The 24303-nt window shown below is 71.3% G+C and carries 21 protein-coding genes and 1 pseudogene; 15 read left to right on the top strand and 7 right to left on the bottom strand.

All coding sequences use genetic code 11. The features are described 5' to 3' along the window. Positions 1-6 precede the first annotated feature (6 nt). Positions 7-1017, bottom strand: a complete 1011-nt coding sequence (locus LJ657_RS05360; protein WP_232647054.1) for a substrate-binding domain-containing protein — start codon at positions 1015-1017, stop codon at positions 7-9. A gap of 235 nt (positions 1018-1252) precedes the next feature. Beyond that, positions 1253-2071: an SAM-dependent methyltransferase gene (locus tag LJ657_RS05365; RefSeq protein ID WP_232647407.1), complete on the bottom strand. Its 819-nt coding sequence runs from the start codon at positions 2069-2071 to the stop codon at positions 1253-1255. Positions 2072-2407: 336 nt separating this feature from the next. Between LJ657_RS05365 and LJ657_RS05370 the strand changes: the two genes are divergently transcribed. After that, entirely contained in the window at positions 2408-3865 is a 1458-nt protein-coding gene (locus LJ657_RS05370) for an MFS transporter (protein WP_232647055.1), read from the top strand. 254 nt (positions 3866-4119) lie between these two features. Here the strand turns inward: LJ657_RS05370 and LJ657_RS05375 are convergent, their stop codons facing one another. The 3 genes from LJ657_RS05375 to LJ657_RS05385 all read right to left on the bottom strand — a co-directional run bounded on the left by LJ657_RS05375 (position 4120) and on the right by LJ657_RS05385 (position 6368). Next, positions 4120-5154, bottom strand: coding sequence for an Lrp/AsnC family transcriptional regulator (locus LJ657_RS05375; RefSeq protein ID WP_232647056.1), 1035 nt, complete (start codon positions 5152-5154; stop codon positions 4120-4122). Positions 5155-5259: 105 nt separating this feature from the next. Next, the gene (locus tag LJ657_RS05380; RefSeq protein ID WP_232647057.1) at positions 5260-5715 is read right to left on the bottom strand and encodes a DUF6114 domain-containing protein; all 456 of its coding nucleotides are present in this window, start codon (positions 5713-5715) and stop codon (positions 5260-5262) included. Next, positions 5715-6368 carry a DUF6230 family protein gene (locus LJ657_RS05385; protein ID WP_232647058.1) on the bottom strand — a complete coding sequence of 218 codons (654 nt, stop codon included), beginning with the start codon at positions 6366-6368 and terminating at the stop codon, positions 5715-5717. Before LJ657_RS05385 ends, LJ657_RS05380 begins: the two co-directional genes overlap by 1 nt. 661 nt (positions 6369-7029) lie before the next feature. On the opposite strand from LJ657_RS05385, the gene LJ657_RS05390 reads away from it, so the two are divergent. Continuing rightward, positions 7030-7683, top strand: a complete 654-nt coding sequence (locus LJ657_RS05390; RefSeq protein WP_232647059.1) for a Tat pathway signal sequence domain protein — start codon at positions 7030-7032, stop codon at positions 7681-7683. Between the two features lie 18 nt (positions 7684-7701). Here LJ657_RS05390 and LJ657_RS05395 read toward each other — a convergent pair whose 3' ends face one another. After that, entirely contained in the window at positions 7702-8622 is a 921-nt protein-coding gene (locus LJ657_RS05395; RefSeq protein ID WP_232647060.1) for a lytic polysaccharide monooxygenase auxiliary activity family 9 protein, read from the bottom strand. Between the two features lie 278 nt (positions 8623-8900). Between LJ657_RS05395 and LJ657_RS05400 the strand changes: the two are divergent. From LJ657_RS05400 to LJ657_RS05410, 3 genes and pseudogenes are all read left to right on the top strand, one after another. Beyond that, positions 8901-9290, top strand: a pseudogene (locus LJ657_RS05400) (AfsA-related hotdog domain-containing protein); the annotation flags it as partial. A 283-nt stretch (positions 9291-9573) separates the two neighbouring features. Next, complete coding sequence (locus LJ657_RS05405; protein ID WP_232647061.1) at positions 9574-10221, top strand: ScbR family autoregulator-binding transcription factor; 648 nt, start codon at positions 9574-9576, stop codon at positions 10219-10221. Positions 10222-10267: 46 nt separating this feature from the next. Beyond that, on the top strand, positions 10268-11452 hold the full coding sequence (locus LJ657_RS05410) for a damage-control phosphatase ARMT1 family protein (protein ID WP_232647062.1): 1185 nt from the start codon (positions 10268-10270) through the stop codon (positions 11450-11452). An 18-nt stretch (positions 11453-11470) separates the two neighbouring features. Here the strand turns inward: LJ657_RS05410 and LJ657_RS05415 are convergent, their stop codons facing one another. Next, on the bottom strand, positions 11471-12733 hold the full coding sequence (locus LJ657_RS05415) for a cytochrome P450 (RefSeq protein WP_232647063.1): 1263 nt from the start codon (positions 12731-12733) through the stop codon (positions 11471-11473). Positions 12734-12958: 225 nt separating this feature from the next. Here LJ657_RS05415 and LJ657_RS05420 point away from each other — a divergent pair, with 225 nt between their 5' ends. From LJ657_RS05420 to LJ657_RS05465, 10 genes are all read left to right on the top strand, one after another. Beyond that, positions 12959-13891 carry an ABC transporter substrate-binding protein gene (locus LJ657_RS05420; RefSeq protein WP_232647064.1) on the top strand — a complete coding sequence of 311 codons (933 nt, stop codon included), beginning with the start codon at positions 12959-12961 and terminating at the stop codon, positions 13889-13891. Between the two features lie 7 nt (positions 13892-13898). Beyond that, the gene (locus tag LJ657_RS05425) at positions 13899-14717 is read left to right on the top strand and encodes an ABC transporter permease (protein ID WP_232647065.1); all 819 of its coding nucleotides are present in this window, start codon (positions 13899-13901) and stop codon (positions 14715-14717) included. A 92-nt stretch (positions 14718-14809) separates the two neighbouring features. Next, the gene (locus tag LJ657_RS05430) at positions 14810-15562 is read left to right on the top strand and encodes an ABC transporter permease (RefSeq protein ID WP_232647408.1); all 753 of its coding nucleotides are present in this window, start codon (positions 14810-14812) and stop codon (positions 15560-15562) included. Further along, complete coding sequence (locus tag LJ657_RS05435) at positions 15559-16311, top strand: ABC transporter ATP-binding protein (protein WP_232647066.1); 753 nt, start codon at positions 15559-15561, stop codon at positions 16309-16311. Before LJ657_RS05430 ends, LJ657_RS05435 begins: the two co-directional genes overlap by 4 nt. Positions 16312-16407: 96 nt before the next feature. Then, complete coding sequence (gene cyc2, locus LJ657_RS05440) at positions 16408-18564, top strand: germacradienol/geosmin synthase Cyc2 (RefSeq protein ID WP_232647067.1); 2157 nt, start codon at positions 16408-16410, stop codon at positions 18562-18564. 101 nt (positions 18565-18665) lie between these two features. After that, positions 18666-20540 (top strand): O-aminophenol oxidase PhsA, encoded by a 1875-nt coding sequence (gene phsA / locus LJ657_RS05445; protein ID WP_232647068.1) that lies wholly within the window; start codon positions 18666-18668, stop codon positions 20538-20540. 139 nt (positions 20541-20679) lie between these two features. After that, complete coding sequence (locus LJ657_RS05450; RefSeq protein WP_232647069.1) at positions 20680-21267, top strand: PDZ domain-containing protein; 588 nt, start codon at positions 20680-20682, stop codon at positions 21265-21267. A 173-nt stretch (positions 21268-21440) separates the two neighbouring features. Next, complete coding sequence (locus tag LJ657_RS05455; protein WP_232647070.1) at positions 21441-22058, top strand: LysE family translocator; 618 nt, start codon at positions 21441-21443, stop codon at positions 22056-22058. A gap of 117 nt (positions 22059-22175) precedes the next feature. Beyond that, positions 22176-23303, top strand: a complete 1128-nt coding sequence (locus tag LJ657_RS05460; protein ID WP_232647071.1) for an aminopeptidase P family protein — start codon at positions 22176-22178, stop codon at positions 23301-23303. Positions 23304-23349: 46 nt separating this feature from the next. Then, entirely contained in the window at positions 23350-24303 is a 954-nt protein-coding gene (locus LJ657_RS05465; RefSeq protein ID WP_232647072.1) for an aminoglycoside phosphotransferase family protein, read from the top strand.

The raw sequence follows: 24303 nt of genomic DNA on the forward strand, positions 1-24303 counted from the left end.
CTCGGCTCAGCGGGTGCCGCGCGCCGCGAACCTGGCGACCGAGGCCACGTTCGCCTTGGTCACGAAGGCCGGGCCGGTGAGCACGGGCAACACACCGCCGCCGCTGGTGTTGCCGTTGGTCCGGTACAGCCACAGCGCGTCCACCGCGAGATAGCCCTGCAGATACGGCTGTTGATCCACCGCGAACTGCACCTCGCCGTTCTTGACGGCCTTCACCAGGCCCTCGTTGAGATCAAAGGTCGCGACACGGGCCTTGCTGCCCGACTGCTGCACCGACGTCACCGCGGTGAGCGCGAACTGGGCGCCCAGGGTGACCACTTCGTCGATCGTCGGGTCCTGCCGCAGTCTGGCGGTGATCGCGGCGGCGGTCGCGTTCGCGTCGGTGCCCTCGACGTAGAGCATCTCGGTCCTGCCGTCGAAGGTCTTCTTCACGCCGGCGCAGCGGGCCTCCAGGGCGACGTTGCCGCGCTCATGGATCACGCACAGGGCGTGCTTGGCCCTGAGGTCGTCCAGCTTGTCGCCGACGGCCTGCCCGGCGAGGCTCTCGTCCTGCCCGAAGAACTCGAGCACCCCCTCGGACTGCCAGGAGTCGATGCCGGAGTTGAGGCCGACCACGGGTGTGCCCGCGGCCTTGGCCGCCGCGATCGGGCCCCTCATCGCCTGCGGCTTGGCGAGGGTCACCGCGATACCGTCGACCTTCTGGCGGACCGCGTCCCGCACCAGCTCGGCCTGCCCCGCCGCGTCGGAGTCACTGGCGTAGGTCAGGTCGATGTCGTCCTTCGCCGCGGCGTCCTCGGCGCCCTTCTTCACCAGGTTCCAGAAGGTGTCGCCCGGCGAGGCGTGCGTGACCATGGCGACCTTGAGACGGGCGGTGCCCGCCCTGCCGACGCTGCCCGTGGCGGAGCCGGACGTGGCGTCGGCCGCGGAACAGCCGGCCGCCAGCAGGCACACGAGCGCGGCCAGGGCGGCGACGCGCGCGGATCTGTGGGGAGCGGGGGGTGGGGGAGGAGTGTTCATGAGGGTGCGGCACCTCGCTGTGCGGCCGAGCAAGCGGAACGGCGAGAGGAGTCCCCGGACGGCGTCCGACACGTCGTACACCGTCCGGATGACTCTCGCTGGCCGGAGCCAATCGCGTGTGACCGCCGGTAGTCAAGTGATCAGCAACATTGAGTGAGTTGTCGCTGCCGCATCGTGATGATGCGTACCGGTCGGCACGGGGGCGTGCACGGCCTTCGGGCCGTGGCAGGTCTCGTCACGGCTTACGGGCCACCGCCCCGTACATGGCGATGTCCTCGTCGCGGATCGCTTCGCCCTCCCTGCCGTCCGGACGCCATTTGTGGACCTGGACGATGCCCGGCGCGACGAGTTCGAGGCCCTCGAAGAACTCCTCGGCCTCGGCGAAGGTGCGCAGCCGCATCGGCATGTCGCGGGCGGCGTACTCGCGGGCGACCCGGCCGACCTCCTCCGGTGCGAACTCGGCCGTACCGATGGACATCGCGAGATGGCTGCCCGAGGGAAGCGGTTCGAGGAGGCGGCGGACGATGCCCACGGCGTCGTGCTCGTCGAGCAGGAAGTGGACGATCGCGACGACCGTCAGGGCGACCGGCTCTCCCAGGTCCAGGGTGTCGCGGAAGGCGGGACTGCCGAGGATGCTCTGCGGATCGCGCATGTCCGCCTCGGCATACGAAGTCCTGCCCTCCGGCGTGCTGTTCAGCAGGCCCTGGGAGAGGGCGAGGACGAGCGGGTCGTTGTCGACGTACACGACCCGGGAGTCGGAGGCCGTCGCCTGGGCGATCTCGTGGATGTTGGGCGAGGTCGGTACGCCGGTGCCGATGTCGAGGAACTGCCGTACCCCCGCCTCCTCGGCCAGCCACCGCACGGCACGGTTCATCCAGTCGTGGTTGGCGCGCATATGGATCGGCAGGGCGGGCCACTCCCGGCACATGGCGTCGCCCGCCTCCTGATCGGCGGGGTAGTGGTCCTTTCCGCCCAGGATGTAGTCGTAGATCCGCGCGGCGTGTGCGGTCCCGCCCGCGAGGGAGCCGTTCTCGGCTGTCGCGCTGTGGCCGATCGGCCGGCCGCTGTCCTCGGGCGCGGCGGCTCCTCCCGTCAACGTCGTCGATCTCCACGAAACCTCGACAACCAGCTTCGTCAACTCACGGGCGGCGCCAACCACTTGGGCCACAGCAGTCACGGACCGGCCGGTGCGGACGCTCGACTCCGCGGGCGCGGCGTGCGCGGCCGCGCGCGTGCGAAATCGACACCGCGGACGGCTTCGACGGAAGAAATCCTCCATCTGGGACCGCCGGCTGGAAGGCCCCTTCCCGCCGCTTCCACGCTGAGCCGTGACCGGTCGGGCGCCCTTGCCCGCCGGTCCTCGTACCTACGACGGTGAAGAGGAACCCCCATGACCGCTGAGCATGTGCTGACGCCTGCTCCCACGGCGTACCGATGGCGGTGGCCGGCACTCGCCGCCCTGCTGCTCGGTGAGGCGATGAACCTGCTGGACGCGACCATCGTGCAGGTCGCCTCTCCGGCCATCCACGCCGATCTGGGCGGTTCGGTCTCCGACATCCAGTGGTTCACCGCCGCCTACACCCTGCCGTTCGCGGTACTGCTGATCACCGGTGGCCGCCTGGGGGACATCGCCGGCCGCAAGCGGCTCTTCGTGATCGGCGTCACGGGATTCATGCTGGCGTCCGCCGCGTGCGCCCTGGCGCCTTCGGTGGGGCTGCTGATCACCTTCCGGGTGCTGCAGGGGGCTGCGGCAGCGGTGATCATTCCCCAGACCATCGGGTTGATCAAGGCCATGTTCACGGGTCCCGAGGTGTCCAGGGCCCTGGGCAGCATCGGTCCCGTGATGGGGCTGGCGGCGGTCTGCGGACCGGTGCTCGGCGGTGTGCTCACCCACGCCGACCTGTTCGGCTCCTCATGGCGCGCGGTCTTCCTGGTCAACGTGCCGCTCTCGCTGGCCGTGCTCGCGATCTCGCCCCGGCTGCCGGAGAACCGCGCGCCGAGGCGGCCCACCCTCGACCTGACCGGGACCCTGCTGGCCACGGCCGGGATCGGGCTCGTCGTCCACCCGCTGATCGGTGCGGACCTCTCCGCGTTGCCGGGGTGGAGCTGGGGGGCCGTGGTGGCCGGGCTGGGCCTGATGGCGGTGTTCGCGGCGCACCAGCGAAGGGTGGCCGGCGCCGGACGCAGCCCGCTTGTTGAGCCGAGCCTGTTCGCGCACCGCGGTTTCCCGGCCGCCCTCGTGACGTCGACGTCCTTCTTCGCGGTCACCAACGGTCTGATGACGGTCGTCGTGCTCCAACTCCAACTGGGTGCGGGCGTCGGTGTGTTGAAGGCGGGACTGACGCTGGCGCCGTGGTCGGTGGGGCTGGCCGTCGCGTCCTGGATCGCCGGGGCGCACCTCGTCGAGCGGTACGGGCGGCGCGTGATGACGCTCGGCCTCGCGGTGCTGTCGGTGGGGGCGTTGTCCGCCATCGCGGTGTACCGCGCGGCGGCTGCGGACCCGGGCTCCTACCCCACGCCGCTGCCGTTGGCGCTGGGCGTCGTGGGGGCCGGCGTGGGTCTGTTCACCCCCGCCTTCTTCACCGCCGCCCTGAAGCCGCTGCGGCCTCAGGAAATCGGCTCGGCTGCGGGGCTGCTCAATGCGGTGCAGCAGTTGGGGGCGACGCTCGGGGTGGCGGTTCTGGGCAGCGTGTATCTGGGCGGTGCGAGCTCAGGTGATGCGGGGCTGAGTGCGGTGCGGCCGGCGGTTTGGGGGGCGGTCGCTTTGGTGGTGGTGAGCTTCGGGGCGAGCCGGCTGATGGTTGACGCGAGCGCGAGCGCGTCCGCGGAGGGCGGGACAGGGCGGTGACCGGGCCGTGTCGGGCGGGATCGGCAGGCAGCTGCGGGAGCCTCGGGCTACGCCTGAGTCCGGCTCCGCCCCCGCCGCCCCCGCCGCCCCTGCTCATTCCCGTCCCATAGGGGCTTCGCCCCTTCGACCCCGCCCGGGGCTTCGCCCCCGCACCCCGCTTCGGGGCTCCGCCCCGGACCCTGCTCCTCAAACACCGGAGGGGCTGGTTTTGTCTGGTCTTTTCAGCCCGTCCGGCCTCCGAGCATGAGGCCCCTTCAGGGCCGAACGGGGGCCCGGGGGCGGAGCCCCCAGGGGTGGTGCCGTGCCAGGTCCGTCATGACCGGGCTCGCTGCCTTGAGGTTCTGGAGGACCGGGCTGGTCTCCAGGGTGTGGATCGCGTCCAGGGAGCCGACCCGGTGGACCAGATAGCGGTGCAGGTCGGCGGGGTCGCGGCAGAGGGCCTGGGCGACCAGGTTGGTGGCACCCGTGGTTGCCGCGACGAAGGCCAGCTCGTCGTGGCCCGCCAGCGTGGTCGCCACCCGGTCGAGGTGGGCCGGGGGCACCGACATCCACAGCAGCGCCCGCGTGTTGACGCCGAAGCGCCCGGCGTCGACCTCGACGTCGAAGAAGACCGTGCCGCCCGCCCGCAGATCCGCGAGCCGCCTTGCCACGGTCACCGGGGACCAGCCGGTCGCCCGCGCCAGCTCGGCATGCGTGGCCCGTCCGTCCTTGTGCAGGGCGAGCAGCAACTCGCTGTCTCCGTCGGTGAGTTGGCGGGGCACCGGCACATGGGACGGGTCGCCCGCCTCGTGCTCGCGCAGGAGGCGCTGTTGCCGCTCGTCCAGGGTGCTCGCGCTCCGGCGCCAGTTCGTCGAGCCGCCCAGATAGGTGTGCAGCAGGCAGTGCGCGGACACCGCGGTGATGGCCGCGGTGCGTGGAATGCCGTGCAGCAGAAGGGAGTTGCCCGAGTCGCCCGCCTCCTGGTCCGTCGGTGCGTGGACGACCGCCACGATCTCCGTACCGCCGGAGGTGACCTTCACCCACGAGGTGTCCTGACGGCGCACCAGCGCATACGCCAGATCCCGCGCGGAACTCGCCACCACGGTGAGCCGGACCAGCCACTGCGTCCGCCCCGCCCGATGCGGGTCCGACAAGCCGACCACCCGCAACGACGCCTCCGTGCGCAGCCGCCGGTAGCGTCGGGCGACCGTCTGCGGAGAGACGTCGAGCGCGGTGGCGATCCGGCTGAACGGCGCGCGGCCGTCGATGTGCAGCGCGTGGATCAGGGCACGGTCCAGGTCGTCCAGCATGGGCACATTCTTCAGTCCCGTTCTCCAGCCATGCGGGCGGGACCCGGCACTCGCCCGAGGGGCAGCAGCCGGCCCCCGGGCGAGCGCCGGGTCCCGCCCGGCCGGCTACAGCTGCACGGCCTCGTGCACGGTCCGTACGGACTCCGCGGCCCGCGCTTCCCTCCTGCGCCGACGTCGGCTCACCCGCGGCTCCTGATCCGGCAGCCAGCCGAAGGCGAGGCAGCTGCCGACGGCCCCCAGGAGCAGGCCGATGAAGAAGCCGCCCAGGTTGGAGGTGAGCCAGCTGCCGAGGGAGCACAGGACGCCGATGATCGAGTAGAAAACGCGCTGGGCAGGGCTGAAGAGGGTCAGCAGCCCGCACAGCACCATCACCGTCGGCAGCAGGTAACCGGCCAGGCCCTGCATACCGACGTGCATGACGACCTTCAGCGAGGCCTTCTCGGTGAGCAGGATCCACCCACCGCCCAGGGTCAGCAGCAGGCCGCCCCAGAACGGCCGACGGGCCCGCCATCCGCGGAAGGCGGGCCGCCACCCCTGAGGTGGAGTGTCGGTGCCGGACATCAGCAACCCGAGTCGCTGAAGCTGAGTTTGAGGCCCGGAAGCTTGAACACGCCAGCGGTGGTCGCGTAGTTGGTCTGCCGCAGGTTGTCGATGTGCACCGTGTCGGACTGCTGGCTGAAGACGCCCGCCGGTCCCTTGACGCCGGCCTTGTCGAGCTGGCTCGCGTCGTTGCCGATCTCGATGTTCTTGAACGCGGCGTCACCGGTCAGCTGAGTCGAGTCGGTGGTCAGGTCGGTCGCCTGCACCTTCGACGAGCCGCTGCCCGCCTTGATCAGCAGGTTGGTGCCACCGAGGTCGACGCTCTGGCACAGGCTGTCCAGCGTCGCGGACTTGATGGCGGACGTGACGACGAGCACGTCACCGCCGGTGTCGCCGGCGTTCGGGCTGTCCTTGATCATGTGGTCGAGGGCGCCGAACTGCTCGAAGCCGGTGCCGTCGAGCGACTTCGCGGTGACCGTGAAGGGCATGCCGGAGATGAAGAACGACACCCCCAGGGCGCCCTGGGCGGTGAGGATCGCGAGGCCGGCGAGGGCTCCGACGGCAGGTACCGCCATCACCGCGGTGCGGCGCAGCCGGACCCGCCCGCGTCTCGCGGGGTCGGGTGAGGAACCGCTTTCCGGGTTCCCTGTGGTGAGGTCGGCGGACGAGGCCATTTCTGCTCCCATGTGCATAGTCAGTGCTGGTTGGGCTTCAGCGGCGCGTTGTCCTGGCGCGGACAGCGGCTGCGGGCGCACGCCTCCTCCCAAACTCCCGGCGGGTGGAAGGGCTTTCTCGTACTCCGCAGTAGCCAGCGAGGAAGTTACCCGTGGTTACTTTCAAGGGTCAAGGGAGTTGTGAAAAAAGGGTGTTGGTTGTGCCTCACCTGTGGCTCAGCAGGTTCCGGCGGCCCCGCCCGCTCCTTGAACGATCGTCAACTCCCTTGGCGCACCTTGACGTTGACTGACACTCAGGTCTAGAACTGCCCTGGCTTCCCCCAGATCCGTGGCGCCGGATCCAGCCACGCGGCGCTGTCCGCGTCTCCCGGACCCCTCCAGTCCGCACGGGCCCTTCACGGCCCGAGATCCCCTCAGACGGTCCGGCACGGGCACTTCCCCCTGGTCCGCACCAGGCCGTCGCTTCCGCCCGGCCCGGCCGGAGGCCCACCCCCCGGGTCTGCGGCCGGTCACCGGCCGGTCGTCGTTGCCGGTCCGTGGCGTACGGAGAAGGCGTCACGGTCCGGCATCGGCGGACGCCGACCGGCGTCCCCCTACCTCCCTCGCGCCACATCGGAAGCCCCCAACCCTCGAACCCCGCACCAGAAAGAGGTACGCCCGCATGCGCACTCGCTCCCTCCTCACCCTCGTCGGCACCGTCGCCGCCCTCTCCATCCCCGCGGCCGTCCCGGCCTCGGCGGCCGACACCCCCGTGCTCACCACCGGTTCGGCCGGCGGCGCCGCCGTCGCGGTCGGCGACGTCCTGTCCGCCCCGCTGGCCAGTGGCACCAGTGCCACCCTCTACTCCAGCGCAACCGGTACCAGTGGCGTGAAGTGCACGTCCTCGACGTTCACCGCGACCGTCACCGACAACCCCGCCGCCCCGGGCACGGCCACCGAGTCGGTCAGCGGGCAGACCTTCGACAGCAGCAGCTGCACCAGCAACGTCCTCGGCGTGACGGGTGTCACCAGCATCACGGTCGACAACCTGCCGTACACCACCACCGTGGCCTCCGACGGCACCATCGCCGTGGCTCCGGCCAGCGGCTCCACCATCCAGACCACGGTCAAGCTGAAGACCCTGCTGGGCAGCATCACCTGCGTCTACCAGGCCCCCAGCCTGGCCGGCACGGCGAGCAACACCGACAACAGCATCAACTTCGCCAACCAGCAGTTCACCAAGACGTCCGGTTCGTCGCTCTGCTTCAGCAGCGGCTACTTCACCGCCAAGTACGCCCCGGTGACCGACAACGGCGCGCCCGTCTACGTCAACTGACGCTCCGACAGGGGTAGTTCAGCGCCGACGTAGACGCAGCGCCAGGGCGGCGCCGCCGGTGAGCACCAGCACCGCAGCGGCGCCGCCCGCCAGCATGGGCGCGGATGGGCCCGAGTCCGCCGTGGAGGTCGAGGCCACCGGGGTGCTGTCGGGGACGCTGGACTCCTGCCGAGGCGTCGCGGCCCCCTCGGCGGTACGGGAAGGAGTCGTACGGGGTTCGGGCGTGGCCGTGGGGCTGCTGCCCGCGCTCTTCCCACCGCCCGCGGATGCCGCCGCCCCGCCGCCCCTGCTGCTCTTCGCCGTGCCGAACACCACGTCCGAGCACGAGTAGTACGTGTCCGTCGTGCTGCTGTTCTGCCAGATCGTGTAGAGCACGTGATGGCCGGTCCGGTCCGACGGCAGCTTCGCGGTGATGCGGTAAGCGCCGTTCGTCAGGGCCGGGTCCTTGACCGACGCGAACGGCCTGTCCGGCAGTTCGGACCAGTTCAGCGGCTTCTTCGGGTCGTAGCCGGGCTTGGTGAGATAGAGCTTGAACGTGCCGGTGTGCGCGATCGTCGAGGTGTACTTCATCGTCAGGGTCGCGCCCGGCTCCAGGGTCGTCGACGGCCAGTCGGGGCGGGCGAGGTCGAGGCCCTTGTAGGCGGGCAGTCCGCCGCTGCACAGCTTTCCGTCCGGGATGACCTGCCGGTCCCTGCCGTTGACGTCCGCCACCCGCAGGTTGTCCCAGAACGTGAAGGGGGCGCCGTTCGCGGCGACGGCCGCCCTGCAGGCCGCCGACCGCGCGTTGCCGCCGCCGTCGGGGGAGCAGGCGTAGACCCTGCTGACCGGGTCCGTCGGCGCGCCGTGCGCCTGCGCGGGGCCCGCCGCCCACAGGGGCAGCAGGAACGGGGTCGCGAGGGCGGCCGCCAGGGCGGTGCGATGTGCGGTCATCCGGGGCATCCGGAACGTCTCCTCGGCCGGCGCGGAACGATGTGCTCCCGTGAAGTACGGGAAACCGGCCCGGTGTGTTCACCGTGTGACGCTCGGGACTGATCCGGCGCCGACAACTCCTCGAACCCTGGCCGTTCACCTGCGCCGTACGCCCCTCGGAGCAAACGATGCCTCATTGAAAACCAACTGGTTGCCTCGTACTCTGGCGGTCGCCGGCACGGGCACCTCGCCGTCTGGTCTGTCATCCGTCTGCGGGGGACCGAGGGAGAGACATGCCTCAACCGACCATGCTTCAGGCTGCCTTGACGGCCACCGTGCCTCTTCGGCTCGTCCACCGCGCCGCCGTAGCGGAAACGTTTCTCACCGGCCGGGAACGCATCCGTCCCGACCCGTTAGCACTGTTTGCACAGTGGCCACGAGCACATCAGTTACACGTGTCGTCGGACCGGTCGGCGTATGAGCCGGTGTTCGGCGCGGGGGCCGTCCGTCAGTGCGGAGCACTCCCCGGGCAGGCCGAGTGCGACGCCCCGCTCGACCATCGCTTCCTGCTCCAGGAGCTGCACGCCACGACACCGACGTACCGCGCGGCGCAGCCCGACCACCCCGGTCGCCGGCGCCCTCGATTAGATACCGCGCACCCCGTTTTCTTCGGCCACCCGCTCGATCGGGTCCCCGGCGTGCTGCTCCTGGAGACGGCCCGGCAGGTCGCGCACGCCCGGAGCGCCGGGCCCGGGGTGCGTCCTTCCGCGCTGCCTCCCGTCAGTATGCTGAGCTGGACAGACCCATGTGGATCGAGACGAACGGCGTGGCCGCGACAGGCATGGAGGTCCGCGGATCTCCAGGACGGTTCGACGGTTCGAGTGGGCCGTGGGCGCCGCCGCAGGGTGAGATATCGTTCACGGGGAGTTAAAATAACAAACAGCACGGCCCGTTCTTTCCAGCCCCAGGAGTATTCAGTCGATGGCGAGGCAGTTACGCGCCGAACAGACCCGCGCGACGATCATCACGGCCGCAGCCGAACTGTTCGACCGCCGCGGCTACGAATCGACCAGCCTGAGCGACATCGTCGAACACGCCCAAGTCACCAAGGGCGCCCTCTACTTCCACTTCGCGGCCAAGGAAGACCTCGCCCACACCATCATGGAGCTGCAGTCCAAAGCCTCGCGCGAGGTGGCGAACGATCTGGACGGCCGGGGGTACTCCTCTCTGGAGACCCTGATGCGCCTCACCTTCGGCATCGCCCGTCTCTCCGTGGAGGGCCCGATCCCACGGGCCGGGCTCCGGCTCGCCACCGGGGAGCTGGGGCTGCGGCCGCCGCTCCAGCACCCCTTCACCGAGTGGCGGGACATCGCCACCCGTAAACTCCTCGGCGCAGTCAAGGAGTCCGACGTCCACCCGGACATCGATGTCGACGCCGTCGCCCACTCCCTCGTCAGCTTCTTCGTCGGCACCCGCCTCGTGGGCCGCTCCCTCGAACCCGTGGCCCACCAGCCCCGCAGACTGGCCGAGATGTGGCACCTCATGATCCGCGGCCTGGTCCCGGTGACCCGCCGCGCCCGCTATGTGGGCCTCGCCGCCCGACTGGAGCGCGAGATCAGAACCGTGTGACGGAGGATCCGAGGACCTGTCGGCATGCGGACCTATCGTGGGGCGCATGCCCGACACCCCCTCGCCCCACCCCCCGTCCGCGCCCGTGATCCTCGGCAACGAGCCGGGGTCGTTCCCGCACAGCGTGCTCGCCGAGCGGCACCCCGCGATCATCCGGCAGGTACGGGACGCGTTCCCGTACGGCCCCGCGCAGCACCGCGCTCTGGACGCGCTCCTCGCGGGCTGCACCAAGGGCGTCGTCGAACCGCTCCCGGTCGACGCGCACGACCGGGCCCGCTGGGAGGCGTGGGGCATGGCCGAATGCGTCGGCCGTTCCTGGTACGACATCCCCTGGCTCTGGTCCGAGAGCTACTTCTACCGCCAACTCCTCGATGCGGTGGGCCACTTCGGCCCCGGTCCCTGGCAGGGCATCGATCCGTTCCGTCCCTTCAAGCTGGCCGAGCTCGACTCCCCGGAGACGGACGAGGAACTCGCCGCCCTCGGCGCCCTGTCCGCCGACGACCTGGACCGGGCCCTGCTGCACGGTTCCCTCTGGGGCAACCGCGCCGACCTCGGCTTCCGCCTCTCCGCCGCCCACGCCGGCTCCGCGGACACCGCCCCGGGCCTGGTCGCCGACGACAGCGAGACCCTCTGGTCGCTGCTCCCGTCGACCGGCGCGGGCACGCTCTGCCTCATCGCCGACAACGCGGGCCGTGAGCTCATTCCCGACCTGCTCCTCATCGCCCACCTCCTCGAACGCGGGCGGATCGGACGTGCCGTCCTGCACATCAAGCCGTACCCGTACTACGTCTCCGACGCGACGACGGCCGACGTGCTCGACGCGCTCCGGAGGCTGACCGGGGCGCGGCGCGCGGCCGTCGACTACGGCCGCGTCCTGTGGTCGGCGATGGCCGACGGCCGCCTCGCCCTCCGCGCCCACCCCTTCTCCGCCGCACCGCTGCCGTACGCGGACATGCCGGACGACCTCCGCGGGGAACTCGCCACGGCCGCGCTGACCGTCGTGAAGGGCGACCTCAACTACCGCCGTCTGGTGGGCGATCGGCTGTGGGCGCCGACCACACCCTTCGGAGACGTCACGGCCCACTTCCCCGGCCCGGTCGCAGCCCTGCGCACCCTCAAGTCCGACGTGATCACCGGCCTGGCCCCCGACACCGAGGCCGCGCTCGTGGCGGCCGAGGGACAGCGGTGGCGGACCGGTGGCACCCACGCGCTGATCCAGGTACGGACGTGAGGGGCCCGCCCCCGAACATCAGGTGACCTGCACCGGCAGCGACTTGAGCCCATTGATGAAGTTGGACGTCAGCCGTCTGGCCGGCCCCGCCGTGCGCAGGACCGGCAGGGCGCGCAGTGCCTCCGCGTACAGCACCCGCAGCTGCAACCGGGCGAAGTGCGCGCCCAGGCAGACATGCGGACCGTCCCCGAAGGAGACGTGCGGGTTCGGCGTACGGGACAGGTCGAGGCGGTCCGGCGCGGCGAAGACCCTTTCGTCATGGTTCGCCGAGGCGTGGAAGACGACCACCTTGTCACCCGCGCGGATGCGCCGCCCCGCCAGCTCGGTGTCGCGTGCCGCGGTGCGGCGGAAAGTGAGGACGGGCGGGTGCCGGCGCAGCAACTCCTCCACTGCAAGGGGGAGTTCGGCTCTCCCCGCACGCAGTCGCTGGTACGCCTCCGGGTGCTCGGCCAGGGCGAGCAGGCCGCCGGGGGCGGCGCTTCGGACGGTGTCGTTGCCGGCGACGGTGAGCAGGAAGAAGAACATCTCCAGTTCGGCGTCGGAGAGTTCGGGATCCCGGGCGAGCGTCGTCATCACGTCGTCGGCGGGGTGCCGGCGCTTGTGCGCGGCGAGCTGCCGGGCGTAGGCGAACATGTCCCGGAGCATCGAGGGGGAGCGGGGGTTGACCGGTTTGCCGGCCGCGTCGAGCACGGGGGCGCCGGCCTCGTCCGGGTCCTGGTAGCCGATGACCCGCCGGGTCCAGTGCAGCAGCAGGCCCCGGTCGCCGTCCGGGACGCCGAGCAGGTCGGCGAGGTTGAGCAGGGCGTAGTCGTCGGTCACGGCGGTGACGAGGTCGACGGTGCCGTCCGCCGCGCGGGCCGCCCGCAGCGCCTGCGTGAACAGCGTCCGGGCCCGCTCCTGCGCGACCGTCGTGAAGCGGTCGATGCGGCCCGGGGTGAAGGCGCGGCTGACCAGCCGCCTCAACCGCCCGTGCTCCGGCGGATCCTGATTGAGCATCATGCGCCGGATGAAGGGGAGGTCGACCGGGTCGGGATCGCGGATCTGGGTCGCGCCGAGGTGCGAGGAGTACGTCGCCGAGTCCTTGAGGACGCGTACGACGTCCGCGTGCCGGGTCACCGCCCAGAACCCGGGCCCGGCCGGCCAGCCCAGCACTTCGGGCTCGTCCTGCCAGGCCGCGGGGTGGTGGTCGCGCAGCACACGGTAGGCGGCGTGGGGCACCCCGGCGGCGTACTGCCGCGGATCGAAGACGTCGGGAACCGGCGGGGTCTCGCGTGCGTTCATGGGGCCACGGTGGCGTTCCCTGCGGGGCTCCGGCAAGGGAACGGGAAGCGCGCCGCGGGATGGGCGTCTTTCGTCTGCGGCTTCGTCGTGGTTGCTCGCGCAGTTCCCCGCGCCCCTTTGGGACGCGGCCGAACCGTAGCGTTCCTTGCTGTGGTGATCATGACAATTGTCGGGTAGTGATGCCGCATGGCGTTACGGGGATCACGGACGGGAATCGGGAAAACGGTGGCTGTCGCGGCCGCCCTGACACTGCTCCTCGCGGCCTGCGGTGACGACGGCGGGGGCTCCATGTCCGCGGGGGGACGTGCGGAGATCACCGTGGCCGCCCTGCCGTTGACGGACTCCGCGGCGCTCTACCTCGCACGGGACCGCGGGCTGTTCAAGAAGGAGGGGCTGGACGTCACGATCCAGCCGGTCCAGCAGAGCATCCAGGCGCTGCCCGCACTGGCCAAGGGGCAGGTCGACGTGATCGCGAGCGCCAACTACGTGACGTTCCTGCAGGCCGACGAGAAGGGCACCCTCGACCTCCGCATCCTCGCCGAGGGTGTACGGGTCGCGCCGCACATGATGGACGTCCTGGTGCCGAAGGACTCGGACATCAAGAGCGTCGCCGACCTCGCGGGCAAGAAGGTCGCCGTCAACATCCTCAACAACATCCAGTCGCTCACGCTCAACGCGATCCTCGACGCCCGGGGCGTCGGCCGTCCCGTCTACCGGCAGATCCCCTTCCCGCAGATGGGGCCCGCCCTGGAACGGGATCAGGTGGACGCCGTGCATGCGGTGGAGCCCTTCGACAGCGCGATCCAGGGGGAGTTGAAGGCGAGGGTGCTGCTGGACGCCGGGTCGGCGCCGGTCCGGTCGCTGCCCATCAGCGGGTATGTCACCACGAAGAAATTCGCCGCCGGGCACGCCAAGGAGGCCGCGGCCTTCCGGCGTGCCATCGAGGCCGCTTCGAAGATCGCGGCGCAGGACCCGGGCGCCGTACGCGAAGAACTCCCCAAGTACACCAAGGTGACCGCGGACCAGGCCGGGTCGATCGGGCTGCCGGCGTATCCGGCCGCCACCGATGCGGCGCAGTTGCGGCGCCTGACCGAACTCATGAAGAAACAGGGGCTGCTGAAGACCGCTGTCGACCCGGCGACGCTGCTGGTCAAGTGACGCCCACGTGAAGCGGCTGAAACGGCTGAAACCGCTCGCACGGCACCAGGAGCTGTGGCTCGGCCTGCTCGGGGTGCTGCTGGCCTTCGGGGTCTGCGAGGCGGTGGGCAGGGCGGGCATCGTGCGGCGCAGCTACCTTCCGCCCGCCTCCGAAGTCCTCGTCCGCGCCGTCGAGTTGGCGGGCGACCGCGCTTTCCTGGACGGCATCGGCGCCACCCTGCGGGCCTGGGCGCTGGGGCTCGGCCTCGCCGTCGCGATCGCCGTCCCGCTCGGGCTGCTGCTCGGCAGTGTGCCGGTCGTCGACTCCGCCGTACGCGTGATCGTGGAGTTCCTGCGGCCGCTGCCGTCAGTCGCGCTGATCCCCCTGGTCTCGCTGCTCCTCGGCACCGGTACCGGGACCAAGGTCGCGCTGATCACATACGCGTCCGTCTGGCCCGTCCTCTTCAACACGATCTACGGCCTCGGTGAGACCGACCCGATCGCCAGGGACACCCTGCGCGCCTTCGGCTTCGGCCGGCTCTCGGTCCTGCTGCGGGTCGAACTGCCCGGCACGGCCCCGTTCATCGCCGCCGGCATCCGTATCTCGGCGGCCATCGCCCTCATCCTCGCCGTGGCCACCGAGCTTCTCTCCGGCTTCGGCGAGGGCCTCGGCATCTTCATCGCCCAGGCGGGCCTGTCCACCGACGGCACTCGGGACGTCCTGGCCGGCGTGGTGTGGGCGGGCGCCCTCGGGCTCGTCATCAACGGCGTCCTGGTGTGGGCCGAACACCGGTTGTTCCCGTGGACACCGGAGCGGCGGGCGGACGGGCGCGGGGTGCGGTCGTGACGCGGGTGATCCGGCGGGACAGGAACGCGGCGCGCCGGGGGCGCGGCAACCCCGCCCGGAGTACGTCGTTCCGCCATGTCCTCCTCCGCCTCCTGGTCCTCGTCCTCGCCCTCGCACTGTGGCAGGTGGCCGCCCAGGCCCACGGCAGCGTGTACTTCCCGCCCCCGGGCCGTATCGCCCACCGCGCTCACGAGCTGTGGTTCTCGGGGCCCGTCCGGCGCGCGTTCCTCACCGAGGCCGCCGTGGGGGACGTACTGCCGAGCCTCGGACGGATGGCGGCCGGGTTCGCGATCGCCGCCGTCGCCGGGATCGGGGCGGGTGTCGCGGTCGGTCGGTCGCGCCGGGCGTACGCGCTGTGCAATCCCGTCCTGCAGTTCGCGCGGGCCGTGCCGCCGCCCGCGCTGGTACCCGTCTTCGTCGTGGTCCTCGACTTCGGTACGCCGATGCAGATCGCGTCGATCGCCTTCAGCGCGGTCTGGCCGGTGCTGGTCAACACGGCGGAAGGGGTACGCGACACCGACCCGCTGCGGCTCGACGTCGCCGCCGTGCTGCGCCTGAACCGCGTCGAACGGCTCCGCTTCCTGCTCCTGCCCTCCGCGCTGCCCCGCATCTTCGCCGGCCTGCGCCTCAGCCTCTCCCTCTCCCTCATCCTCATGGTGTTCTCCGAACTGCTGCCGGGCACCGCCGACGGCATCGGCTACACCCTCACCGACGCCCAGTCCCGCTCCGACCTGCTCACCGTATGGGCGGCACTGCTTCTGCTCGGCGTCCTCGGGTACCTCCTCAACACCGCCCTGCTGGCGGTCGAGAGGCGGGTCCTCGGACGGGGAAGGAGCACGGCATGACGCTCCGCCTCGACTCCCTCGGCCAGCGCTACGGCGACCAGCGCGTCCTGCACGACATCACGCTCACCGTCCCCGACGGCCAACTCCTGTGCGTCGTGGGCCCGTCCGGGTGCGGCAAGTCGACCCTCCTGCGCACCGTCGCGGGACTTCAGCCCGCGCGCGAGGGCACCGTCACCGTCGACGGAACCCCCGTCACCGGCGTACCCGACCAACTGGCCGTCGTCTTCCAGGACTACGGCCGCTCCCTCTTCCCCTGGCTCACCGTCCGCGACAACGTGGCCCTCCCGCTGCGCCGCCGCGGCCTCGCGCGGGCCGAGCGCCGGGCCGAGGCCGAGCGGATCCTGGAACGCGTCGGTCTCGACGGCGCCGGCCGCCGCCATCCCTGGCAGCTGTCGGGCGGCATGCAGCAACGTGTCGCCATCGCCCGTGCCCTGGTCTGCCGACCCTCCCTGCTGCTCATGGACGAACCCTTCGGTTCCCTGGACGCCCAGACCCGCGAGGACCTGGAGGACCTCCTCCTGGAGGTGCACCGCACCGACGGCACGACCATCGTGTTCGTCACCCACGACATCGACGAGAGCGTCTACGTCGGAGACCGCGTCGTCGTCCTCTCCCCGGCCCCCGCCTCCCGCATCGTCCTCGACCTGCCCGTCGAACTCCCCGGCGGGCGCGACCAGATCGCCACCCGGGGCCTGCCCGAGTTCGTTGCGCTGCGGGCGGAGGTGGGACGGGCGGTGCGGGGTTCGTAGGCCGCCCTGTTCCCGGTTCGCCCCCGATTCACGCGATGGTGTGATCATGTCCCGGCTCGTGGATGTCGTCCGAGAGCCCTGGGTAGGGCCCCGCCCATGACGCAGCAGCCCTTCGAACTCCCGCACTTCTACATGCCGTACCCCGCGCGGCTGAACCCGCATGTCGACGAGGCACGTGCCCATTCGACAGAGTGGGCACGCGGGATGGGCATGCTGGAGGGGTCAGGGATCTGGGAGCAGTCCGACCTCGACGCACACGACTACGGACTTCTCTGCGCCTACACCCACCCCGAGTGTGACGGCCCCGACCTCTGCCTGATCACCGACTGGTACGTGTGGGTCTTCTTCTTCGACGACCACTTCCTGGAGACCTTCAAACGCAGCCAGGACCGCGTCGGCGGCAAGGCCTACCTGGACCGGCTGCCCTCATTCATGCCCCTCGACCTCTCGACTCCCGTACCGGAGCCGCAGAACCCGGTCGAGGCCGGACTCGCCGACCTGTGGGCACGCACCGTGCCGTCGATGTCGGTGGACTGGCGCCGCCGTTTCGCCGTGGCGACCGAGCACCTTCTCAACGAGTCCCTGTGGGAGCTGTCCAACATCAACGAGGGGCGGATCGCCAACCCCGTCGAGTACATCGAGATGCGCCGCAAGGTGGGCGGCGCCCCCTGGTCGGCGGGGCTGGTGGAGTACGCGACCGCCGAGGTCCCCGCCACCGTGGCAGCTTCGAGGCCGCTCAGGGTGCTGATGGAGACGTTCTCGGACGCCGTCCACCTGCGCAACGACCTGTTCTCCTACCAGCGTGAGGTCGAGGACGAGGGCGAGAACAGCAACGGTGTGCTCGTCCTGGAGACCTTCTTCGACTGCACCACCCAGGAGGCCGCCGACACCGTCAACGACATCCTCACCTCCCGCCTCCACCAGTTCGAGCACACCGCCCTCACCGAAGTGCCCGCAGTGGCCCTGGAGAAGGGCCTCACCGCGGACGAGGTCGCCGCCGTCGCCAAGTACGCACAGGGCCTGCAGGACTGGCAGTCCGGAGGCCACGAATGGCACCTGCGCTCCAGCCGGTACATGAACGCCCGCGCGCGGTCGACGAGTCCGTGGCACGGCCTGACCGGCCCCGGCACCTCCGCCGCCGACGTGGGCGCGCTGCTCGCCGCGGCCGGCGCCGAGCGCCTGCGCGCGTACACGCACGTGCCGTACCAGAAGGTCGGCCCGTCCCTGCTGCCCGACTTCCACATGCCTTTCGAGGTCGAACTGAGCCCCCACCTGGACGGCGCCCGGCACCGCCTCATCGGCTGGACGCACGCCATGGGCATGCTCCAGGAGGGCGTCTGGGACGAGGACAGACTCGCCGCCGCCGACCTTCCGCTGTGCTCCGCGGGTCTCGACCCCGACGCGACACCCGAGGCCCTCGACCTGAGTGCGCAGTGGCTCGCCTGGGGAACGTACGGCGACGACTACTATCCGCTCGTGTACGGCCACCGCCGCGACCTGGCGGCGGCCCGGCTGACCACCCGGCGCCTGTCGGACTGCATGCCGGTCGACGGCGAGGAGGCCCCCGCCCCGCTCAACGGCATGGAACGCGGCCTCACCGACCTGTGGGCGCGCACCACGGCGGAGATGACCCCCGACCAGCGGCGTGCCCTCAAGGACTCGGTGAACGTCATGACCGAGAGCTGGGTGTGGGAGCTGTCCAACCAGCTGCAGAACCGCATCCCCGATCCGGTCGACTACCTGGAGATGCGCCGCGCCACCTTCGGCTCCGACCTCACCCTGAGCATGTGCCGGATGGGCCACGGCCCCGCGGTCCCGCCGGAGATCTACCGCAGCGGCCCCGTCCGTGCCCTGGAGAACGCCGCCATCGACTACGGGTGGCTCATCAACGACGTCTTCTCGTACCAGAAGGAGATCGAGTACGAGGGGGAGATCCACAACGCGATCCTCGTCGTGCAGAACTTCTTCGGCATCGACTACCCGACCGCACTCTGTGTCGTCCACGACCTGATGACCCAGCGCATGCAGCAGTTCGAACACGTCGCCGCCCACGAACTACCCGTCGTCTACGACGACTTCGCCCTCTCGGAGGACGCGCGCGAGGCGATGGACGGCTATGTGAAGGACCTGCAGAACTGGATGGCGGGCATCCTCAACTGGCACCGGAGCGTGGACCGCTACAAGCCGGACCATCTGGCCCGCCGCACCCACGGCTTCCTGCCGGACCGGCCTGCCGCCATGTCCCCGCACTGAACCTTTTCGGCCGGAACGGGACATTCAGGGAACGTGGGCGAGGTGTCGGGAGTCTTCTGAGGCAAGGAGAACAGACCACAGAACACGGGGGTGTTCGAGCCTTGACCGAAATCATCGAGAGGATCACCGAGGGCGGCACGGGGGAAGCGGCGCCGGCTCCGGGCGAACTGACGCCGTACGTCGCGCCGTTACCCGTCCCTCCCGTCCTGCGTCCCGGATCCGGTGACGTCCTGCGGGAGACGGAGATCGCCCTGCGCCCCACCTGGGTCCGGCTGCACCCGCAGCTCCCGCCGACCCTGATGTGGGGGTACGACGGGCAGGTGCCGGGCCCGACCGTCGAGGTGCGCCGCGGACAGCGCGTCCGCATCGCCTGGACCAACCGCATTCCCAAGGGCAGCGAATATCCGGTCACGTCGGTGGAGGTGCCGGTGCGCGCGCCCGGCATCCCGCCGGCCACCACCGAGCCCGGCCGGGAGGGCGTCGAGCCGAACAAGGACGTCGCCGCCCTGCCCGCCTGGTCGGTGACGCACCTGCACGGAGCGCAGACGGGCGGCGGCAACGACGGCTGGGCCGACAACGCCGTCGGATTCGGCGACGCCCAGCTGTCGGAGTATCCGAACGAGCACCAGGCGGTGCAGTGGTGGTACCACGACCACGCGATGAACATCACCCGTTGGAACGTGCACACGGGCCTGTATGGCACCTACCTCGTCCGTGACGACGAGGAGGACGCCCTCGGGCTGCCGTCCGGGGAGCGGGAGATCCCGCTGCTGCTCGCCGACCGGAACCTCGACACCGACGAGGACGGCCGGCTCAACGGGCGGCTGCTGCACAAGACGGTGGTCGTCCAGCAGCAGAACCCGGAGACGGGCAAACCGGTCTCCATCCCGTTCACCGGCCCGTACACCACGGTCAACGGCCGCATCTGGCCGTACGCCGAGGTGGACGACGCCTGGTACCGCTTCCGGCTGGTCAACGCGTCCAACGCGCGCATCTACAGCCTCGTCCTCGTCGACGAGGACGACAACCCGGTGCCGGGCGTCGTCCACCAGATCGGCAGCGACGGCGGGCTGCTGCCCCGCCCGGTGCCGGTCGACTTCGACGACGCGCTGCCGACGCTGACCGCGGCCCCGGCCGAGCGCTTCGACCTGCTCGTCGACTTCCGCGGCCTCGCGGGCCGGACGCTGCGCCTGGTCAACAAGGGCCGCGGGCAGGCGCCGGGCGTGCCCGACCCGGTGAACGACGTGCGCCACCCGGCGGTCCTGGAGTTCCGGGTGGGCGACGGCGGCTGCCCGGACACCTTCGAACTGCCCGAGGCGCTCTCCGGCTCCTTCCGCCGGCTGACCCATGACATCCCGCACGGCCACCGCCTGATCGTGCTCACCCCGCCCGCCACCAAGGGCGCCGGCGGGCACCCGGAGATCTGGGAGATGACCGAGGTCACCGATCCCGGCGGCATCCAGGTCCCGGCCGACGGCATCATCCAGCTCAAGGGGCCGGACGGCACGACGAAGACGTACCGGCGCACGTCCCGGACGTTCAACGACGGCCTCGGCTTCACCATCGCCGAGGGCTCCTACGAGCAGTGGAGCTTCCTGAACCTCGCGCCGATCGTCCACCCGATGCACATCCACCTGGCCGACTTCCAGCTGCTGGGCCGGGACGCGTACGACGTCTCGGGCTTCGACCCGGCGGTGGGCGGCACCCGCACGCCGGTCGCGTTCGACGCGAGCACGCAGATTCCGCTGGCACCGAACGAGCGCGGCTACAAGGACGTCTTCCGGGTGCCCGGTGGCCAAACCCTGCGCGTCATGGGGAAGTTCGACGGCGCGTACGGCCGGTTCATGTACCACTGCCATCTTCTGGAACACGAAGACATGGGCATGATGCGGCCCTTCGTCGTGATGCCCGAAGAGGCGATGAAGTTCGACCACGGCGGCGCGCACGGCGGCCACGGCGAGGGTCACACCGGCTGACCCGCCGGCCTGTGCCACCGCGGCTCGCGTCCGCGCCCGGCCTCTCGGGTGCGGGCGCGGCGCGAGCCGTTGCAGTCTCACTCGTTCGTGGCTCGTCGGGCGCCGGGGCTCCGGGTAGAGCTCCAGCCGGAGGCGATCCATGGAACAGACTGCTTTGCGTCCCAAGCCGATGCCCGGCGGGGAGCCCGGCGACGGCACAGGGCCCGGCACCCGACCCGGCACCGCCCGGCACCCGCACGCCGTGCGCCGGCGCGGCCGACGGCTCAGGGCTGCGCTGTTCGGCCTGCTCGTCGGAACGGTCCTGGTGCTGTCCGGGGTCGGTCTCGGCACGGTCGGAGCCACGGTGATCGGCATGAGTAAACTCGCCGACCTGCGACACCAGGCACAGGCCCCGGGCGGCCCGTCGGCCTCGGCGCACCCCGGTCCGTCGTCCCCGACGGCACCTTCGTCCCCGCCGCCCGCGGTCGCGACCCTGGGCCTGGAGGCCGTGGACGCGCAGAAGGCGGGCGCCCTGGTCGTCGGCGTCCACGTGCCCGGCCCGGGCTATGCGGCGGGCCTCGTCCGGGGAGACGTACTCCTCGCGTTCGGCAGGATCCGTATCGACTCGGCCGCCGATCTCGCACGCGCCGTCGCCCACGCCCGCCCCGGCGCCGCGATCACCTTGACAGTTCGCCACCGAAGCGGCGCCTACCAGCAGTTGACGGCGCTTCCAGGTGTCGTCACGTGACCACCCGGAAGTGAGTCGTGAGCCGCCCGTCGTCGTCCAGCACATGTCGCTCCCCGGGATGCTCGAATCGCACATGAGTACGGCACTGTCCCCTAATGGTTTGGTGTCCTGTATCCGTTAATGCGGCGGGAAATCACTGGTCCCCGTCCGCAGAGTGGGCCACGATGAGCCGCATGCTGAGCACGCTCCTCGCCTTCTTCGGCGCCTGCACCCTGATCGCCGCCTCACCCGGGCCCAGCACGGTGCTGATCATCAAGCAGTCGCTGCGCAGCCGCCGCTCCGGTTTCCTGACCGTGCTCGGCAACGAGACCGGCGTCTTCGTCTGGGGCGTGGTCGCCGCGTTCGGGCTGACCGCGCTGCTCGCGGCCTCCGAAGCGGCGTACGACGTGACACGGATCGTCGGCGCGCTCGTCCTGGTCGGCTTCGGCATCCAGACGCTGCGGCAGGCGCGGCGCACCAAGGAGGCCCCGGGCGGCTGGGAGGCCGCGGAGAAGAGCGGCTGGGCCGCCTACCGCGGCGGACTGCTGCTCAATCTCGCCAACCCCAAGGCGGCGATCTTCGCCGTGTCCTTCCTGCCGCAGTTCGTGCCGCAGGGCGCCCCGCATCTGCCGGTGATGGCCGGACTCGCCGCACTCTGGGCGGTCTACGAGGTCGGCTACTACGGCCTGTACGTGTGGTTCGTCGGCCGGATGCGGGCCGTACTGTCCCGTGCCGGGGTGCGCAGGCGTCTGGAGCAGGTCTCCGGGGGCGTGCTGCTGCTCCTCGGCGCCCGCCTCGCCCTGGAGAGCTGACGCCATGGCCGACGGAGCGTCCGAAAGAACCGCAGACCGGTCGCGCGGCCCCCGCTGTACGGGCAGGATGCTGCCCGTAGTCCCTTGTGGTCCCTTCACCCGCCCAGGGAGGCCCGGATGACCGGCAGCACGCGCGCGCCCTTCACCGCCGACGACTACCGGGACCGGATGGACCGCGCCGCGCGGGCCGCCGCCGACGCCGGCCTCGCCGGGCTGCTGGTGGCACCGGGTCCGGACATGGTGTGGCTGACCGGCTATGCCCCCACCGCGGTCACCGAACGGCTCACCCTGCTGGTCCTCGTCCAGGGACGGGCCCCCGTCCTGGTCGTCCCCACCCTGGAGGCCCCGGACGCCGCACAGGCCGCCGGTGCTCCCGCCCTGGCCCTGCGCGACTGGACGGACGGCAAGGACCCCTACGCCGCGACCGCCGCCCTGCTCGCCGGCACCGGCCGCTTCGGCATCAGCGACAACGCCTGGGCGATGCATCTCCTCGGACTGCAGCGGGCACTGCCCGGCACCGACTACGCATCCCTCACCGACGCCCTGCCGATGCTCCGCGCCGTCAAGGACCTGGCGGAACTGGAACTGATGGCGGCCGCGGGCGCGGCCGCGGACGCAACGTTCGAGGAGATCCGGAAGGTTCCCTTCGCCGGCCGCAGGGAGTCCGACGTCGGCGGGGACCTCGCCGACCTGCTGCGGCAGTTCGGCCACTCCCAGGTCGACTTCACCATCGTCGCCTCCGGCCCGAACGGCGCCAACCCGCACCACGAGGTGGGTGGGCGCGTCATCGAGCGCGGCGACATGGTCGTCCTCGACTTCGGCGGCCTCAAGGACGGCTACGGCTCAGACACCTCACGCACCGTCCACGTCGGCGACCCCACCGACGAGGAACGCCGGGTGCACGACGTGGTGCGCGAGGCCCAGGAGGCGGGCTTCAGGGCGGTCAGACCCGGCGTCGCCTGCCAGGAGGTCGACCGCGCCGCCCGCGCGGTCATCGCGGAGGCCGGGTACGGCGAGTACTTCATCCACCGCACCGGGCACGGCATCGGCGTCACCACGCACGAGCCGCCGTACATGATCGAGGGCGAACGGCAGCCCCTCGTGCCCGGCATGTGCTTCTCCGTGGAGCCCGGGATCTATCTCCCCGGCCGCTTCGGCGTGCGCATCGAGGACATCGTCACGGTCACCGAGGACGGCGGCCGCCGCCTCAACGACACCGACCGCGAGATGGTCATAGTGGACTGAGCGACCCAGGAGCCCCAGCACACCTTCGAGTGACAACGGCGCGACCATGACCCAGGCACCGACACCCACCGCGGACACCGTCCGCCGGCTGGTCAGTTCTCTGATCAAGGAGGGCACCACACGGGGGGCCACCACCGCCGGACCCGAGGTGCGGCCCGTCGCCGAGGGCGGCGAGCACTCCACCTGGTGGGTCGGTGCCCGCCATGTGCTGCGCCTCGCCCCCGACCGGGAGGCCGCCCTGCGCCAGCGCCGCGAACTGCGCCTGCGCGACCTCGTACGCCCGCACCTGCCGGTCGCGGTGCCGACCAGCGTGGCGCACGGGGAGTGGGCGCCCGGGCTGACGTACACGCTCGACACCAAGGTGCCCGGCGGGACGGCCGAGGAGCACGACGTGTCCGCCGTCGGTGAGGCCGACCTCGCGGGGCTGCTCACCGGGCTGCGCGAGGTGCCCGCGAGGCAGGCCGAGACGCTCGGTGTCCCGCGCACCGCTCCGCGCTCCCTGGAGGCGCTGCGCCGGGCCGCCGTCCGCGCCGCCGAACGCCTCGCCTCGGCCGACGAGTTCGACCCCGTACGCCTCCACCAGCTCACCCCGCAGGCCGCCGTCCAGCTCGCCGCCCAGCCCGGCACCGCGGTCCTCGTCCACCACGACCTCAGGGGCGAGCACCTCGTGGTCAGCGCCGACGGCCGGGTGCGCGGCATCCTCGACTGGACCGACGCGGCCGTCGGCGACCCGGCCGAGGACATCGCCGGACTGGCCGTCGCCGTCGGCTCACCCGCGGCCGTCCGCGCCGCCACACTCGCCGGCTACGCCGCCCGCCCCTGCCTCCGCGGCCTCTGGCTGGCCCGCTGCGACACCGTCGTACGCCTCGCCGGACACCTCGCAGGCCACGACGCGGGCCCCCTGCCCCTTCTCAGGCTCCAGCTCCGGCGCGCCTGGGAGGCGATCCTGCTGGAGAGGGTGACGGAGTTCCGGGACGAGGACACGGACGAGGAGTTCTAG

The sequence above is a fragment of the Streptomyces guryensis genome (genome assembly GCF_021261325.1).
GTDB classification, from domain to species: domain Bacteria; phylum Actinomycetota; class Actinomycetes; order Streptomycetales; family Streptomycetaceae; genus Streptomyces; species Streptomyces guryensis.